This is a genomic window from Zoogloea ramigera (assembly GCF_006539865.1).
In the GTDB taxonomy this organism is placed as follows: Bacteria; Pseudomonadota; Gammaproteobacteria; order Burkholderiales; family Rhodocyclaceae; genus Zoogloea; species Zoogloea ramigera.
This window is the reverse complement of record NZ_BJNV01000087.1, coordinates 1-15,407: the sequence shown is the minus strand read 5'-3', so window position 1 is coordinate 15,407 and position 15,407 is coordinate 1. Positions and strand designations below refer to the sequence as shown.

Below are 15,407 nucleotides of genomic sequence, written 5' to 3'. Positions count from 1 at the left end.
AGGGCTAAGGGCGTGTCGGTGGTTTCGATGCGGGAAGGCTTCGACCTGGCGACGCCCGCCGGCAAGCTCATGCTGACCATGCTTGCCGCGGTGGCGGAGCTGGAACGGGAGAACCTCAAGGCCCGCCAGCTCGCCGGCCTGGAACGCGCCAAGGCCGAAGGCAAGGCCCTGGGAAGGTCCAAGAGCATTGACGATGCCGCCGTCTGCGCCTGGCGTGCCGAGAACTCCGCCAGCATCAAGGCGACGGCGGAGCACTTCGGGATTTCGGCGGCGAGCGTAAAACGGGCTTGCTCCAAGAGCTGAACGGCCCATCAGTGGGGGTATCTGCTGCCTCTTGTGGGCCTCTCAAAAGGACCATAACACTCCGCGCCAGCGGTATCGATCCTTATATGCTTAAGGCTGCTCCTGTCAACTACAAGTGCGTCAACGACGCCATAAGTCATTGACCAGAGAGGAACTAGTCAAGCATACTTAAGTCAACATAAAGCCGCTAACCATGCGGCTTCTTGTATGTAAACAATGGGGGAAGTCATGAACAAATCACGCTTCTGGTGTGCGGTGATCAAAGGGGGGCGAGATGTTTTCACCTTGATCCCAAGTGAGCCCATTAAGCACTACGAGAGCAAGTTGCGGAGCGTACCGCAGCTTTACTCGGCAGATACGGACTTGGCCTATGTGCTGAACCAAGACGCAGTACGCGTTGCTGAAGATATCTGCAAGGTGCTGGTTGAGGCCAAAGTCTTGCCTTCAAATCATTCGCGCCAATGGTCATACAAAGTTGATCGGCGCCCACTTGACCGAAATCCTCTGAAACTAGCGCATGTCAACGCAAGCTAGAAAAACGACCCTACATGCGCCCACGAACCTTGATGAGAGTGGCGCATCCGGACCGCCTTTACTGGAGATTCACCAAGCTCAAGTAAATCTTCCTTACCCACCGCCTCAAATCATTGCTCAATACAATGAGGCGGAAAATGGGCTTGGCAGCAAGATGATTGACATCATCGACCGTGAGAGCGCGCACCGACATGAGTGCAGCGTCAAGGCCCTCGATTCAGATATTCGAGCTAGAGACAATCTAGCTAGCAATGAACGGCTCGCCATCTGGGCGGAACTTTTCCCGCGATTGCTTGGGCAACTGTTTGCTTTTTTGCTTTGTGCTGGGGCGCTGGGAGGAGGATATTTGTTAGCTAGTAACGGCAAGGAATGGCCCGGTACGCTCTTCGGGGCAGGTGGGGTGATCGGTTTGGCATGGATTTTCTTGAAAAGCGGGAATCCATCCATGCCTCCCCCCCATGGTACAGCGCCTCGCCAGCGTAGGGCTCCAAAGAAGTAAATCGTTCGCACTAGGCCGGGAAGCCCAAAAAACAGGGTGCCGGCCTTTTTTCATCTGTAGTGCTCCCAGGTGGTGCTGGCAGAACGGGGGACGACAAGGGGCTGAAGGCCCCTTTTCCGTTTGGTCCTTCCGTTTCCTTCCATGCCGCGTTTCCGGCTGGCACAATCAAGGCCAGCCCTTCGGCTGCGTGTAGCTAGATGTGTAGCTAGAAACACACCCAACAACGCAAAGCCTTGCTAGCACCGGATTGCAAGCCCCCATGAAGATCGCCACCTGGAACGTCAACTCCCTCAAGGTCCGCCTGCCCCACGTGCTCGACTGGCTGGCCGCCAACCAGCCCGATGCCCTGTGCCTGCAGGAGCTCAAGTGCGAGAACAAGGCCTTCCCCCTCGCCGAGATCGAGGCCACCGGCTACCAGGCCGTGTTCAACGGGCAGAAGACCTACAACGGCGTGGCGATCCTCAGCAAGAAGCCCCTCGCCGACGTCACTCTCGACATCCCCGGCTTTGCCGACGAGCAGAAGCGCATCATCGCCGGCACCTTGGGCGGCGTGCGCATCGTCTGCGGCTACTTCCCCAACGGGCAGGCGGTGGGCTCCGACAAGTTCGCCTACAAGATGGCCTGGCTGGAGGCGCTCACCGCCTGGCTCAAGGCCGAGCTGGCCGCCACCCCGCAGCTGGTGCTGGCCGGCGACTACAACGTGGCCCCCGAAGACCGCGACGCCCACCCCGACTGGAAGGACGAGATCCATGTCTCGGTGCCCGAGCGCGACGCCTTCAAGGCCCTGCTCGGCCTCGGCCTCACCGACGCCTTCCGGCTCTTCGAGCAGGACGAGCGCAGCTTCTCGTGGTGGGACTACCGGATGATGGCCTTCCGCCGCAATGTTGGCCTGCGCATCGACCACCTGCTGCTGTCCGCGCCGCTCGCCGAAAAGTGCAGCGCCTGCTTCGTCGACAAGACCCCGCGCAAGCTCGAACGCCCGTCCGACCACGCCCCGGTGGTCGTCGAGATCGCGTCATGAGCGCCCCCGCGGCCGGCGATGAGGCTGGCGCCGCGCCCCTCAGCGCGCTCTACCCGGTGCTCTCGCAGCTGCCCGCCGCCGCCCGCGAGCGGCTGCAGGCACGGGCCCGGCGGGTGCAGGTGCCGGCGGGCACCAGCGTGTTCGACGAGCGCCAGGCCTGCCAGGGCTTCCCCTTCGTGCTGGCGGGCAGCATCCGGGTCGTAAAGAGCGCCCCCAACGGCCGCGAGCTGCCGCTGTACCGGGTCACGCCGGGCGAGACCTGCATCATCTCGTCGGCCTGCCTGCTCGGCCACACGCCCTACAACGCCCGCGGCGTGACCGAGGCCGACACCACCCTGCTGCTGGTGCCCAATGCCGACTTCCAGGCCCTGCTGGGCGAGGCGGCCTTTCGCGACTTCATCTTCCAGCTCTTCTCCGAGCGCATCGCCGACCTCATGCAGCTCATCGAGGAGGTCGCCTTCCGCAAGCTCGACCAGCGCCTCGCCGCGCTGCTGCTCGGCAAGGGGCGCAGCGTGCACACCACCCACCAGCAGCTCGCCGACGAGCTGGGCAGCGTGCGCGAGATCGTCAGCCGGCTGCTCAAGGGCTTCGCCGAGCAGGGCCTGGTGGCCCTCGCCCGGGAGCAGGTGGACATCATCGACCCGGCCGGCCTGCGCCGCATCGCCGGCGGCTGAGCCCCGCGGCGGTGCCCCTGTGTAACCAAGGTTACAGACGCATCCATCAGCAAATGCTGAAATAGCGCCATCATCTCAACGGATCAGGAGCGCATCATGAAAAACAACGTGGGTGGCATCGACAAGATTCTGCGTATCGTCGCGGGCCTCGGCCTGATCGCCTGGGCCGCCGTCGGCAACGGCCCGGCCTGGGCCTGGATCGGCGTGATGCCGCTGGCCACCGGCCTGCTCGGCACCTGCCCGGCCTATTCGCTGCTGGGTTTCAACAGCTGCCCGCTCAAAAAGGACTGAGCCGCCCGGCCCCAGCCCAAGCCCGGCCTTGCGCCGGGCGTTTTCGTTTACGCCGCCGCCAATAGGGGCGCCGGGTGGGCTCACCCCTCCCGCACGCTCCAGAAGCCGATCCGCCCCAGGCTGGTGGCCAGGCGCAGGCGCGTGGCCCGCCAGTTGGCGAGGGCATTGATGCGCTGCTGGGCGGCATCGGCCATCGCGCGCTGGGCTTCGAGCAGCTCCAGCGTCGAGCCGACCCCGGCCTTGAAGCGCCCCTGGGCCACCTCCAGCGACTTGGTGGCGAAGCCGAGCAGCTTCTCGGTGCTGGAGAGGGCCTCGGTCTCGCTCTGCAGGCTCTGGAAGGCCTGCCACACCTCCAGCGCCACCCGCTGCTCGACGCTCTTCAGGTCGGCCCGGGCGAGGTCCACGTCGGCCTCGGCGGCGCGCACCTGGTAGTGCTTGGCGAAGCCGTCGAAGATCGGCACCGCGAGCTGCAGCGCCACGCTGCTGTCGCGCTGGGCGATGTCCGGCACGGCGCTGGTGTAGTCGCGGCCGGTGTGGCTGCGGCTGGCGCTGAGGCTGAGGGTGGGCAGGTAGGCCCGCCCGGCGGCGTTGCTGCGGGCGCGGGCGGCCTCCAGGCGGGCACGGGCGGCGCGCAGCTCGGGGTGGGCCTGCTGGGCCATCTCGAGCATCTCGCCAATGCCCTTGACGAAGTCGGTGTCGGGCAGGCGGGCGTCGTCGGCGTCCACGGTCAAGGGCCGCGCGGGGGATTCGCCGACGCTCACCGCCAGCCGGCCCTGGGCGTTGCGCACCGCGCCCTCGGCCCGCACCCGGGCCAGGATGGCCTGGGCGAAGGCGGTCTGGGTCTGCAGCTTGGAGGTGAGGTCGCCCACCCCGGCGGCGTGCTTGGCCTCGGCGGCCATGAAGCTCTGCAGGTTGATGCGCTCCACCTCGCGGGCCACCGCCAGCTCGCCCTGGGCGGCGAGGAGCGCGAAGTAGGCGTTGGCGGCATCCAGAAAAACCGTCTGCACGCCGAGGTCCTGGCTGGCGACGGCGGCCTGGAGGGTCTGGCGGGCGCTCTCGACGTTGGCCTCGCGCTGGCCGAAATCGAACAGGTTCCAGCCCAGCTCGAGCTGGGCGATGCGGGTGGCACCGTCGTTGCGGGCGGTGCTGCCGCCCTGTCCGATGCTCTGGCCGGTACGCGCCCTCGACAGGGTGGCGTTCACCGTCGGCAGGTAGGCCGCCCGGGCGAGGCCCAGCCGGGCCGCCTGCAGGCGGCTCTCGGCCCAGGCCTGGCGGGTGCGCGGGTCGTGGCAGAGGGCCCGCTTGACGACTTCGGCGAGGCTGATCGGGCCGCTCCCGACAAAACCCGGCGCCGGGCACTCCGGCCCACCGACGAGCTCGGCGTCCAGCGGCACCTGGCCCGGCGGCGGCAGCGCGGCGAGGCGAGCTTCGCTGGCCAGGGGGTCGAAGGCCAGCGCGCTGCTCCACACCGCCAGCAGCACGAGGGAGATCAGCAGGCGCTTCATCGGCCGGCCTCCGCGGCGGTTTCGGCCGGGGCCGGGGCCGGGGCCGCGGCCTGGCGGGCCAGCAGCTCGGCGGTGCTCAGGTCGTCCACCACCTTGCCGCCGGTGAGCACCACCACCCGCTCGGCGCTGAGGATGGTCTCGGGCCGGTGGGCGATGAGGATGCGGGTCAGGGCGAGGGACTGGATGGCCCGGTTGACGGCCTGCTCGCAGTCCACGTCGAGGTGGCTGGTGGCTTCGTCGAGGATCAGGATGCGCGGCTGCTTGTACAGCGCCCGAGCCAGGAACAGGCGCTGCTTCTGGCCGCCCGACAGCACGGTGCCCATGTCGCCGACCAGGGTGTGGTAGCCCATCGCCATGGCGGCGATCTCGTCGTGGATCTGGGCCAGGCGGGCGCACTCCTCGATGCGGGCGCGGTCGGGCGCCGGGTCGAAGAAGCAGATGTTGTCGGCGATGGAGCCGGCAAACAGGGTGTCGTCCTGCATCACCGTGCCGATCAGCGCCCGGGGCGCCTCGCCGCCGCTGCGGCGCAGGCTGGCCTCGCCGATCAGCACGTCGCCCTCGACCGGCGGGAAGACGCCGAGGATGAGGTTGATGAGAGTCGTCTTGCCGCAGCCCGAGGGGCCGACGAAGGCTACCGACTGGCCCGGCGGGATCTCCAGGTCGATGCCGTCCACCACCCACGGGTCGGTCTCGGCGTAGCGGAAGCGCAGGCCCTGCAGGCGGATCGCCGGCACCGCGGTGGCAGCCTCGGGGCGCGGCGGGGCGTCGGATTCGGGGCGGGTGAGCACGATGTCGGCGAGGCGCTCGCCCTGCAGGCGCAACATGCGCAGCTCGAAGAACTTTTCGATCAGCCCGGCAACGCGGCCGTCGAACTGGTCCTTGTAGGCCTTGAAGGCCATCAGCACGCCCACCGTCATCAGCCCGTCGAGGGTCTGGCGGGCGCCGAGCCACAGGATGGCGATGCCGACCAGCCCGAACAGCAGGCCGTTGATCGATTCGAAGGCGATGAACAGGCGCTGGGTGCGCACCCCGGCGTTCACCTGCTCGGCCACCAGGCTCAGCCAGCCCGAGCGGCGCTCGTTCTGGCGCTGAAACAGCTTGACGGCCTTGATGCCGCGGACAGTCTCGAGAAAGTGGGACTGCTGGCTGGCGTGGTGGACGATCTCCTGCTCGGTGGCGAGGCGCAGCGGGCGGAACCACAGGGCGCGGATCAGCGCGTAGGCGAGCATCGCCGCCACCGCCATCCAGGCCAGCGGCGGGCTGTAGAGGAACATCATGGCCAGGGTGACGCTCGCCATCAGCCCGTCGATGAGGGCCGAGAAGAAGGACGCGGTGAGCTTGCTCTGGATCTCCTCCACCGCCCCGAAGCGCGACACGATGTCGCCCAGGTGGCGCTTCTCGAAATACTGCACCGGCAGACGCAGCAGATGGGCAAAGACATTGGTGCGCCACTGCAGGCTGAGATTGGTGCCGATGTGCAGCAGGATCCACGAGCGCAGCGCCGAAAACACCTGCTGGACGATGAGCAGCAGGCCGAAGCCGAGGGCCAGCGTGGTGAGCAGGTCGCGGTCGGCCGACACCAGCACGTGGTCGATCACCCACTGCAGGTAGAAGGGGCTGGCCAGCGCGAAGACCTCCAGCGCGACGGCCAGGATCAGCACCTGGGTGCCGGCGCTGAACAGGCCGTCCACCCGGCCGATCAGGTCGCGGAAGCGGATCGCCGGCGGCGGCGCGGAGGGGCGGAAGTCGGCGGTCGGCCACAGCTCCAGGGCCACGCCGGTAAAGCTGCGGGAGATCTCGTCCTGGGCCACCCAGCGCCCGCCGCTGGCGGGATCGTGGATGAAGATGCCGCGGCGGGCGACCTTCTTGAGCACCACGAAGTGGTTGAGGTTCCAGTGCAGGATGCACGGCGTGCGCAGCTGGCCGAGGTCTTCGAGGTCGAGGCGCAGCGGCCGGCTGGCCAGGCCCAGGGCGTTGGCGATGCCGATCAGCTGCCCCAGCGTGGCGCCGTGCTGGGAGATCGAAAACTGCCGGCGCAGCTGGGGCAGGTCGGTGCGCCGGCCGTGGTAGCCCGACACCATGCCGAGGCAGGCCAGGCCGCACTCGGTGGCCTCGGTCTGCAGGATGACGGGGAGCGAGCGCCCGAAGGCGGCGGGCAGGTGGGCAATCAGGGACATGGGCTCACAGTTTCCCGGTGATGCTGATGAGGGGTTCCAGGACCCATTCGTAGAGCTTCCGGCGCTCCTGCATGATGTCGGCCTCGAGCTGCATGCCGATCTGCAGGGGGCGGGCCTCGCCGTAGGCCATGATGGTCTGGGCCGACAGGTCCACGGTGATCCGGTACAGCGGCTCGCCGGCACCGGTGGCGTCGAGGCCCGGCAGGCCGAGGGCCGACAGGTCCTGGCCGGTCAGCGCCACCCGGGCCACCTCGGTGACGCGCCCGGCGGTGTGGCCGAATTTCTGGTAGGGGTAGGCATCGAAGCGCAGCATCACCGCCTCGCCGCCGCGCACGAAGCCCACCGCCTTGCTGGGGGCGAACAGCTGGGCCTGCAGGCGCGCCCCCGGCGGCACGATGGACAGCACCGGCCGGCTCGGGTCCACCGCGTGGCCGACCTCGGCGGTCACCGCGGTCACCACCCCGTCCCGCGGCGCGAGCACGTGAAGGCGGCGGCGCAGCTCGCTCTCGGTGAGCTCCTGATCCGAACTTGAGATGCTGCGGTTGATCTCGGCGAGCTGGCGGGATTGCTCCAGGGGCAGGCGCTCGCGCTCGCCGCGCAGCAGGGTCAGCTCGCGCTGGGCGTTGAGGCGTTCCCGCTCCAGCCCCTGCAGCCGGGAACGCTGGTCGATCAGGTCGGCCTCGCGCAGCTGCACCTGCTCGCCGGCGATGTAATCCTTTTCAAGCAGGCCGCGGTAGCGCTGCAGGGTGTCCTGGGCCAGGGCCACCCGGGCGCGCTGGCCTTCGATGGACTGCTCGATCACCCGCAGCTCGGCCTCGTAGGCCGCCTGCTTGCGGGTGAGCGCGGTGAGCTGCTCCTGCTGGATCGAGCGGGTCTTGCCGAGCTCGCTGCGCAGGCTGTCGCGGCGCGCCTCGACCTGCCCGGTGATGCTGGCCAGGCCGCCGGGCGCGGCGTCGCTCTTGCGCTCCAGCGACAACACGTAGAGCACGTCGCCCTCGCGCACCGCCTGGCCCTCCGTGACGCGCTTCTCCACCACCACGCCGGCCTGATTCGGATACACCTTCGACCACCCGCCCGCCGGCAGCAGCTGGCCGGTTACCGTGGTGCGCTTGGTGTAGCTGCCGAAGGCGAAGAAGGCGACGAGCAGCAGGGTGGCCAGCAGGGCGATCGCGGCGAACACCGAAAAGGACAGGGGCTGGCTGAGCGAGACCGGCCCGAGCCAGTTGGTGCGCTGGGCATCGAGGGCTTCGGTGCGGAACAGGGAGTCGTCTTTCACGGGGGGAACGGGGGCAGGCCAGGCTGGGTCACGGAGCGCAGGGTCGCACGCACGCCGGTCGGGCGCCTTGAACTATTCCCGCAGCGCCTGCGAGTCGGCCGTCAAAGCGTGAGGAATGCCCGGGCGGGGTGTTTAAACCTAGAAACGGCAACGGGCCACCGTGGGGTGGCCCGTCGTGGGAGAACGCTCACCCGGAGGTTGCGATCATCCCGGCATCACGCGGGGCGTGAATCAGCAGCCGCAGGGCTTCGGGGCCGGCTGGCAGGTGGTCGGAGCGGGCTGGCAGGGGCTCGGAGCCGGCGCCGGGGTGTAGCAGGAGCTACGGCCGAAGAAGCTGCTCAGCAGGTTCAGCTTGAAGGAGAACAGGCCGCTCAGCAGGCCGAAGGTGCCACCGGAAACGTTCTGGACTTCCTGGGAGGAGAGCTCGCGAATAGCCATTTTGAAACCTCTTGAGAGTGAGTGAAATAATTTTGATTTCGCACCGCCCGATCACCCGAAATGAGTAATTACGCGGTGAACCCACTATAGCCTCAATCAAATTCCAGAATCGTGAAATATCCTTCTAATTCACCTTACTTAATTGTTTTTATCACTTTTTATATTTTTTAGTGAAAACGTATAATCATGCATTTGGCACATCCCGCGCCCATCAGGCTGCAGCCGCACCTTGCCCGGCAATGTAATTGGCGATCCGGACAAAGGTGGCCACATCCAGCCGCTCGCCGCGCAGCCCCGGGTCGACGCCGAGTTCGGCGAAGCCGGCTTCGTCGAGCAGATCCTTGAGCGTGTTGCGCAGCGTCTTGCGGCGCTGGCCGAAGGCGGCGGTGACGACCTTGCCGAGCAGGGCCTCGTCGACCGCAGTGCATTCGGCCACCGGCCGCGGCACCATCCGGACGATGCTCGACATCACCTTGGGCGCCGGGCGGAAGGCGCCGGGCGGCACGTCGAACAGGCGCCCCATGTTGTAGCGGTACTGCAGCATCACCGACAGGCGGCCGTACTCCTCGGTGCCCGGCTCGGCCACCATCCGCATGATCACCTCCTTCTGCAGCATGAAGGTCATGTCCTTGACCCGCTCGGCGTAGGCCGACAGGTGGAACAGGATAGGCGTAGAGATGTTGTAGGGCAGGTTGCCGACCACCCGCAGCGGCGCGCCGTCGGCCACCAGGCTGCCGAAGTCGAACTTGAGGGCGTCGCCCTCGTGGATCGTCAGCTTGTCGGGCGAGTGGGCGGTCTTGAGGCGGGCGATCAGGTCGCGGTCGATCTCGACCACGTGCAGGTGGTCGAGGCGGGCCATCAGGGGCTCGGTCATCGCGCCGAGGCCGGGGCCGATCTCGACCATGCGGTCGCCCGGCAGCGGGCGGATCGCCTCGATGATCTTGCGGATGATGTTGGGGTCGGACAGGAAGTTCTGGCCGAAGCGCTTGCGCGCGAGGTGTTGGTCGCTCATCCGGGTGTCCTCTCGGGGCATCACCGGCCCCGGGGCCGGCGATGGGTGTTCAGTTGTGCTTGCGCTCCCAGGCGGCGATGGCGTCGCGCACCCGGGCGATGGCGGCGAAGCCGGCCTTCTCGCCTTCGAGGATGGCCTCGTGGCGCTGCTGGAAATTGGTGGCGGGCAGGCCCCGCAGCTCGGGCCGGATCACCACGTCGGCGGCGGCGAGCTCGGTCTTGCCCATCGCGCCGCCCATGATGGCGATGGTGTCGAGGAGCAGGTCGAGATTGCCGGCCTTGGTCTTGCCACTGGGGCGGCTGGAGATGTCGACGGCGACGACCACATCGGCGCCCAGCCCGCGGGCCGCGCGCACCGGAATCGGCGCGACGAGGCCGCCGTCCACGTATTCACGCCCGCCAATCGTGACCGGCGGAAACACCCCGGGGATCGACGACGAGGCGCGCACCGCGGTGCCAGTGTTGCCGCGCTGGAACACGATGGGCTCGCCGCTCTGCAGGTCGGTGGCGACCGCCGCAAAACGCCGGCGCAGGCCCTCGATCGGGCGGCCGCCCACGTGGGTGTTGATGAAGCGCTCCAGCGCCTCGCCCTTGATCAGGCCACGGTCGAACAGGCTCCAGTCGGTAACAGAGGCTTCATCGAGCTGGATCGCCAGCTTCTGCAGCTCGAAGGGGCCGTGCCCGGCAGCGTAAAGCGCGCCGACCACCGAGCCGGCGCTGGTGCCGACGACCACGTCAACACTGATGCCGCTGGTCTCGAGGGCCTTGATGACGCCGATGTGGGCGAAGCCGCGAGCCGCGCCGCCGCCCAGGGCCAGCGCAACGCGAGGTTTGCGCGGGGCGGCCGGGCGCGGCGTGGGCGTGTCGGGCTTGGTCGGCTGGGCCCCACAGGCGGCGAGGCCGAGGGCGGCCCCGGCGGCAAGCAGCAGGCGCCGGCGCGTCGGGGCGCTCATGGCCGGCCGCCGGCCATCGCGATGGCCAGCTCGATGGCGGCGAACAGGCTGCCCGGGTCGGCGCGGCCGGTGCCGGCCAGGTCGAGGGCGGTGCCGTGGTCAACGGAGGTGCGCACGATGGGCAGCCCGAGGGTGACGTTGACGCCGCCGCCGAAGCTGGCGTGCTTGAGCACCGGCAGGCCCTGGTCGTGGTACATGGCGAGCACCGCGTCGCCCTGCTGCAGGGTGTGGGGCACGAACAGGGTGTCGGCGGGCAGCGGGCCGATGAGCTTCATGCCCTCGGCGCGCAGGGCGTCGAGCACCGGCGTGATCACCTCGATCTCCTCGGTGCCCATGTGGCCGCCCTCCCCCGCGTGGGGGTTGAGGCCAGCCACCAGGATGCGTGGCGCCGGCAGGCTGAAGCGCTGGCTGAGATCGGCGTGCAGGATGCGCAGGGTGTCGGTGAGGAGCGGGCGGGTGATCGCCGCGGGGACGTCCTTGAGCGGCAGGTGGGTGGTGGCGAGGGCCACGCGCAGGCCGCCGCCCACCAGCATCATCACCACCAGCGGGGTGGCGGTGGCCTCGGCGAGGTATTCGGTGTGGCCCGAAAACGGCACGCCGGCCTCGCAGATGATGCCCTTGTGCACCGGCGCGGTGACCATGCCGGCAAACTCGCCCGACTTGCAGCCGGCAATGGCCCGGTCGAGCACGTCGAGCACGTAGCGGCCGTTGGCGGCGTCGAGCCGCCCCGCCACCGCCGGCACCGCCAGCGGCACGTGGAGCACCTCGAGGCTGCCGGGCGTGGGCGCGGCGCCGGGCGCGTAATCGAGGACCGGGACATCCGGCGCCACCGCGTGAACGCGCTCGGCGATCAGCTGGCGGTCACCGATGACGACCAGCCGCGCCGGCCAGTCACGCTGCACAAGGGCCGCACAGAGCTCGGGCCCGACGCCGGCCGGCTCACCGCTGGTGATGGCGAGGATCATGTTGGGGAATGGGAAATGGGTAGTGGGAAATAGGAGGGGGCGGGCTGAGCGGGTGTGCGCTGGCGGCGAAGCGGGGAGCGGGCTCGGAGTGGTCCAGGTGCCTGGCGGGGCGCGGCGGCATCAGCCTTCGCCCCCACTTCCCACTCCCCGAGCGATCAGCGATCTTCCAGCCGGTACTCCACGTAGGCCCGGTCGCGGAGCTGGCGCAGCCAGTCCTGGAAGGCTTCCTCGGACTTGCGTTCGCGCAGGGCGTTGCGGGCGGCAGCGCGCTTGCGGTCGTCGGAGACGTCCTGCACGCGGCGTTCTTCGACGACGATCAGGTGCCAGCCGAAGGGCGACTGGACCGGCTGGCTGATCTCGCCCGGCTTGAGGGCGTCCATGACCTGCTCGAACTCGGGCACGGTGTCGCCCGGGTAGATCCAGCCCAGATCCCCCCCCTTGGCGGCGGAGATGTCGGCCGAGTGCTGGCGGGCCAGGTCGGCAAAGCTGGCACCGCCCTGGACGACGCGCTCGCGGAGGTCGACGAGGCGGCGGCGGGCGTCGGCGTCGGAGACGATCTCGCTGGTCTTGATGAGGATGTGGCGGGCGTGGGTCTGCTGGACCTGGCTCGGGACCGCGGCCTGGCTGCCACCCTTGCGGCCGACCACCTTGACCAGGTGGAAGCCGGCGGCGCTGCGCAGGATGGGCGTGGTGTCGCCCGGCTTGAGCCCAGAGACGGCCTCGGCGAACAGGCCGGGCAGGCGCTCGGCGCTGCGCCAGCCGAGGTTGCCGCCCGAGAGCGCATCCGGCGCGTCGGAATAGCTGGCGGCCAGCTTGTCGAAGGCCTCGCCGCGGGCCACCCGGGCCGCCACGTCTTCGGCCTTGGCGCGCAGGCGGGCGAGCTGTTCGGGGCTGGCGCCCTCGGGCGCCCGGAACAGGATGTGGGAGAGGTTGAACTCTTCCTGGCCGATGGCGGCATTGTCGGGGTTGGAGAGGTAGTTCACCACCTCGGCGTCGGAGACGACGATGCGGCTCTCCACCTCACGCTCGCGCACCCGGCCGAGCAGCATCTCGTTGCGGACTTCGTCGCGGAAGCGCTCCCAGCTGATGCCGTCCTTCTCGAGGGCCTTGCGGAAGTCGGTCATGGACATGCGGTTGTTGTCGGCGATGCGACCGAGAGCCCGGTCGAGGGCGACGTCATCGACCCGCAGGGAGGTTTCGCCGGCGAGCTGCAGCTGCAGGCGCTCGACGATCTGGCGCTCCAGCACCTGGCGTTCGAGCACGTCGGCCGGCGGCAGCGACGTGCCCTGGCGGCTCAGCTGGCGGGTGACCTGTTCGACCCGCTGGCGCAGCTCGGTGCGGGTGATGACGTCGCTGTTCACGACCGCGACGATGCGGTCCACCTCGATGGCCTGATCGGCAGCCAGGGCCGTGTGGGCAAGCAGGGAGGCGGCAAGCAGGGAGACGATGAGTTTCATGGGTCGGGGAGTTCTTTCAGAGATCGTCGTCGTCACCGACGAAGGGCGTGGAGCCGTCGTTGATCTTGGCGTAACCGGGCACGCTGCGCTTGAGCACGTTGAGCGGGCTCGACCCGATGCTGCCGGCGCCGTTGAACTCGAGCTGGAAGAACAGGGAGCGGGTCGAGTCGGTGGCGCTGGTGGTCAGGTGCTGCACCACGCCGCGGAACACCCAGCAGCCGCCGTTGTACTCGAGGCCGGCGATGCCCTGGGTGAGGCGGTGATCGCGCAGGTTGCGATTGTAGCGGCCGACGCCGTACCAGTTGCCCCACAGGGGCCACTGGCCGGTGATGTCGAGGTCGCGGAAGCCGTCGGGCGAGCCCGCCACGGTGGAGTAGTTGCGGCGGTAGCGCCAGCTGACCCCCAGCGCCTTGGCGTAGGCCGGCTGAAAGCGCACTCCGAAGTTGAAGCGCTCGGTCCAGCTGTCCCGCGGGTTGTACTGCCAGGCCGTGTCGAGGGTGGTCTTGGGCGCGAAGGTGGCGCTGAAGGCGGCCAGCAGGTCGGCCTGCTTGCCAGTGCGCACCGGGCTGTTCTGGTTGAGGGAGACGCGCTGATCGACCATGTAGTAACGCTGGCCGATGGCCGCGCGGATTTTTTCGGCGCCGCTCGCCGGGTCGATCAGGCGGGTCTGCAGCGCCGTGGTGACCTGGTTGGCGTTGGAGATGCGGTCGCCGCCGGTGTACACGTTTTCGGCGAAGATCTGTGCAAAGTTGAAGTCGTAGTAGCCCGAATCGAAGTTGGGGAACTGGGACTGGTCGCGGTAGGGCACGTAAAGGTAATACACCCGCGGCTCGAGGGTCTGGATGTAGTCGGTGCCGGCGAAAGTGGTTTCCCGCTCGAAGGTCACGCCGCTATCCACCGACAGGATCGGCAGGGTGCGGCTGAGGGATTCGTCGCCGGTGTCACCGTTACGCCGCTCGATCTCGTAGCGGGTGGCATGGAGGCCGATCTTGGGCGTGATGTAGAAGGCCGCCGTCTGCAGGGGCAGCGCGAGCTGCGGGTAGGCGGTGACGCGCTGGCCGCGGGTGAACTGGGTGTGGTGGAAGTCGACGAACTCGCTGGCCAGCATGAAGGTCGCGCCGCCGGGGAGTTCGGGGCGGTTGGCGGTGAGCGTGAGCTGGGGCAGGCGCTTGTAGGGCTCGCCGACCTTCACGTTGGTCTTCGGGTCTTGCAGGGTCTGGAAGGACTGCAGCAGGCCGCTGGCCGTCCACCAACCCCCGCCACCGTAGCTGAGCCGGGCCTCGCGGGGAAGGTGAACCTGGGACGTGAGGTGCAGGCGCGAGCTCAGGTCGATGAAGTAACGGGGGTCGGACACCCCGGAAAAGTTCACATTGCCCGACCAGCCGCCGCCAAAGTTGTGGTCGTGGCGCACGTTGCCGGCATAGCGGCTGCGGCCCTCGACCTGATCCTCGGGCATGTACTCGATGAAGCTGTAGCCCTTGTAGTCGGGCGTGAAGTAACGCGCCTCGTTGCGCAGCTGCAGGCCCCGGCGGCCCATGTAGCGGAAGGTGAGCGTGTCGTCGTAGTTGGGTGCGAGGTTGAAGTAATAGGGCACCGTGAGGTCGAAGCCAACCTTGTTGGAGGTGCCGAAGGTGGGCGACAGCACGCCGGAGCGGCGCTGGTCGGCCAGCGGGAAATCGGCCCACGGCAGGTAGCCCAGCGGCACGCCCTTGAAGAACATGGTGCCGCCCCGCGCCTCGCCCACGTTGGAGTCGTAGTCGAGGTCGAGCTCGCTGGCCTTCAGGTACCAGTCGGGCTGGTCGGGCTTGCAGCTGGTCCAGGTGGCGTTGGTGAAGCGGAACTGGTTCTCGCCTTCCAGGTAGAGCTTCTCGGCCGAGCCGTGGCCGGTGAGCGGCTGCTGGGCCCGCGGCGTGAACTGCCCCGGCAGCAGCACCTGGCCGGGGGGCGCCGGGCGCGCCGGGCGGCTGATCGCATAGTCGGGCGACTCGAACACGCCGACCTGCTGGCCCACCTTGACCCGGGCGTGGGGCCCGGTCATCTCGTCGGTGCCGCGGCTGACGCGCACCTTGCCGCTGGCCTCAACCTCGTCGGTCAGCTCGAAGTAATGCAGGCTGTCGCCTTCGACCCGGGTGTTGTCGCGGATGAGCACCGCCGAGCCTTCGGCGACCGCGTCCACGTCCTGGCGGCCGAAAACCTTGTCGGCGGTGATGCGCGTCGCACCGGGTGCGGCCGGCGCAGCGGCGGGGGCGGGGGCGGGGGCGGCGACGGGCGCCACCACCACGCGGGCCGTCCGGCCGGCAGCC

Annotated in this window: 15 protein-coding genes; 6 read left to right on the top strand and 9 right to left on the bottom strand. The window is 68.5% G+C overall.

The features are described from left to right. From ZRA01_RS17945 to ZRA01_RS17920, 6 genes are all read left to right on the top strand, one after another. Positions 1 to 303, top strand: a 303-nt coding sequence (locus ZRA01_RS17945) for a recombinase family protein (RefSeq protein WP_141354738.1), incomplete at its 5' end; no start/stop codon positions are given. Positions 304 to 531: 228 nt separating this feature from the next. Then, the gene (locus tag ZRA01_RS17940; RefSeq protein WP_141354737.1) at positions 532 to 837 is read left to right on the top strand and encodes a hypothetical protein; all 306 of its coding nucleotides are present in this window, start codon (positions 532 to 534) and stop codon (positions 835 to 837) included. Further along, on the top strand, positions 821 to 1,336 hold the full coding sequence (locus tag ZRA01_RS17935; protein WP_141354736.1) for a DUF2335 domain-containing protein: 516 nt from the start codon (positions 821 to 823) through the stop codon (positions 1,334 to 1,336). Before ZRA01_RS17940 ends, ZRA01_RS17935 begins: the two co-directional genes overlap by 17 nt. A gap of 259 nt (positions 1,337 to 1,595) precedes the next feature. Further along, positions 1,596 to 2,357: an exodeoxyribonuclease III gene (gene xth, locus ZRA01_RS17930; protein WP_141354735.1), complete on the top strand. Its 762-nt coding sequence runs from the start codon at positions 1,596 to 1,598 to the stop codon at positions 2,355 to 2,357. Continuing rightward, positions 2,354 to 3,031: a Crp/Fnr family transcriptional regulator gene (locus ZRA01_RS17925; protein WP_141354734.1), complete on the top strand. Its 678-nt coding sequence runs from the start codon at positions 2,354 to 2,356 to the stop codon at positions 3,029 to 3,031. Before xth ends, ZRA01_RS17925 begins: the two co-directional genes overlap by 4 nt. 96 nt (positions 3,032 to 3,127) lie before the next feature. Continuing rightward, positions 3,128 to 3,322 (top strand): YgaP family membrane protein, encoded by a 195-nt coding sequence (locus ZRA01_RS17920; RefSeq protein ID WP_141354733.1) that lies wholly within the window; start codon positions 3,128 to 3,130, stop codon positions 3,320 to 3,322. An 80-nt stretch (positions 3,323 to 3,402) separates the two neighbouring features. On the opposite strand, the gene ZRA01_RS17915 is transcribed toward ZRA01_RS17920, so the two are convergent. The 9 genes from ZRA01_RS17915 to ZRA01_RS17875 all read right to left on the bottom strand — a co-directional run. Further along, entirely contained in the window at positions 3,403 to 4,827 is a 1,425-nt protein-coding gene (locus ZRA01_RS17915) for a TolC family protein (protein WP_141354732.1), read from the bottom strand. Then, positions 4,824 to 7,004 (bottom strand): peptidase domain-containing ABC transporter, encoded by a 2,181-nt coding sequence (locus ZRA01_RS17910; RefSeq protein WP_141354731.1) that lies wholly within the window; start codon positions 7,002 to 7,004, stop codon positions 4,824 to 4,826. Before ZRA01_RS17910 ends, ZRA01_RS17915 begins: the two co-directional genes overlap by 4 nt. A gap of 4 nt (positions 7,005 to 7,008) precedes the next feature. Continuing rightward, a complete protein-coding gene (locus tag ZRA01_RS17905) occupies positions 7,009 to 8,280 on the bottom strand; it encodes an HlyD family secretion protein (protein WP_218028750.1) in 1,272 nt (423 codons plus the stop codon). A 231-nt stretch (positions 8,281 to 8,511) separates the two neighbouring features. Further along, a complete protein-coding gene (locus ZRA01_RS17900; RefSeq protein WP_141354730.1) occupies positions 8,512 to 8,718 on the bottom strand; it encodes a hypothetical protein in 207 nt (68 codons plus the stop codon). A 211-nt stretch (positions 8,719 to 8,929) separates the two neighbouring features. Next, a complete protein-coding gene (gene rsmA, locus ZRA01_RS17895) occupies positions 8,930 to 9,730 on the bottom strand; it encodes a 16S rRNA (adenine(1518)-N(6)/adenine(1519)-N(6))-dimethyltransferase RsmA (protein WP_141354729.1) in 801 nt (266 codons plus the stop codon). Between the two features lie 49 nt (positions 9,731 to 9,779). Next, the gene (locus tag ZRA01_RS17890; protein ID WP_141354728.1) at positions 9,780 to 10,682 is read right to left on the bottom strand and encodes a patatin-like phospholipase family protein; all 903 of its coding nucleotides are present in this window, start codon (positions 10,680 to 10,682) and stop codon (positions 9,780 to 9,782) included. Beyond that, a complete protein-coding gene (pdxA, locus tag ZRA01_RS17885) occupies positions 10,679 to 11,647 on the bottom strand; it encodes a 4-hydroxythreonine-4-phosphate dehydrogenase PdxA (RefSeq protein ID WP_141354727.1) in 969 nt (322 codons plus the stop codon). Before pdxA ends, ZRA01_RS17890 begins: the two co-directional genes overlap by 4 nt. A gap of 155 nt (positions 11,648 to 11,802) precedes the next feature. Continuing rightward, positions 11,803 to 13,104: a peptidylprolyl isomerase gene (locus tag ZRA01_RS17880; protein WP_141354726.1), complete on the bottom strand. Its 1,302-nt coding sequence runs from the start codon at positions 13,102 to 13,104 to the stop codon at positions 11,803 to 11,805. Between the two features lie 16 nt (positions 13,105 to 13,120). Then, the coding region (locus ZRA01_RS17875; RefSeq protein WP_246093738.1) for an LPS-assembly protein LptD at positions 13,121 to 15,407 on the bottom strand (2,287 nt) is incomplete at its 5' end.

Coding starts and splice junctions, on each gene's coding strand:
- ZRA01_RS17940 (WP_141354737.1), top strand. CDS start 532: ATGAACAAATCACGCTTCTGGTGTGCGGTGATCAAAGGGGGGCGAGAT.
- ZRA01_RS17935 (WP_141354736.1), top strand. CDS start 821: ATGTCAACGCAAGCTAGAAAAACGACCCTACATGCGCCCACGAACCTT.
- xth (WP_141354735.1), top strand. CDS start 1,596: ATGAAGATCGCCACCTGGAACGTCAACTCCCTCAAGGTCCGCCTGCCC.
- ZRA01_RS17925 (WP_141354734.1), top strand. CDS start 2,354: ATGAGCGCCCCCGCGGCCGGCGATGAGGCTGGCGCCGCGCCCCTCAGC.
- ZRA01_RS17920 (WP_141354733.1), top strand. CDS start 3,128: ATGAAAAACAACGTGGGTGGCATCGACAAGATTCTGCGTATCGTCGCG.
- ZRA01_RS17915 (WP_141354732.1), bottom strand. CDS start 4,827: ATGAAGCGCCTGCTGATCTCCCTCGTGCTGCTGGCGGTGTGGAGCAGC.
- ZRA01_RS17910 (WP_141354731.1), bottom strand. CDS start 7,004: ATGTCCCTGATTGCCCACCTGCCCGCCGCCTTCGGGCGCTCGCTCCCC.
- ZRA01_RS17900 (WP_141354730.1), bottom strand. CDS start 8,718: ATGGCTATTCGCGAGCTCTCCTCCCAGGAAGTCCAGAACGTTTCCGGT.
- rsmA (WP_141354729.1), bottom strand. CDS start 9,730: ATGAGCGACCAACACCTCGCGCGCAAGCGCTTCGGCCAGAACTTCCTG.
- ZRA01_RS17890 (WP_141354728.1), bottom strand. CDS start 10,682: ATGAGCGCCCCGACGCGCCGGCGCCTGCTGCTTGCCGCCGGGGCCGCC.
- pdxA (WP_141354727.1), bottom strand. CDS start 11,647: ATGATCCTCGCCATCACCAGCGGTGAGCCGGCCGGCGTCGGGCCCGAG.
- ZRA01_RS17880 (WP_141354726.1), bottom strand. CDS start 13,104: ATGAAACTCATCGTCTCCCTGCTTGCCGCCTCCCTGCTTGCCCACACG.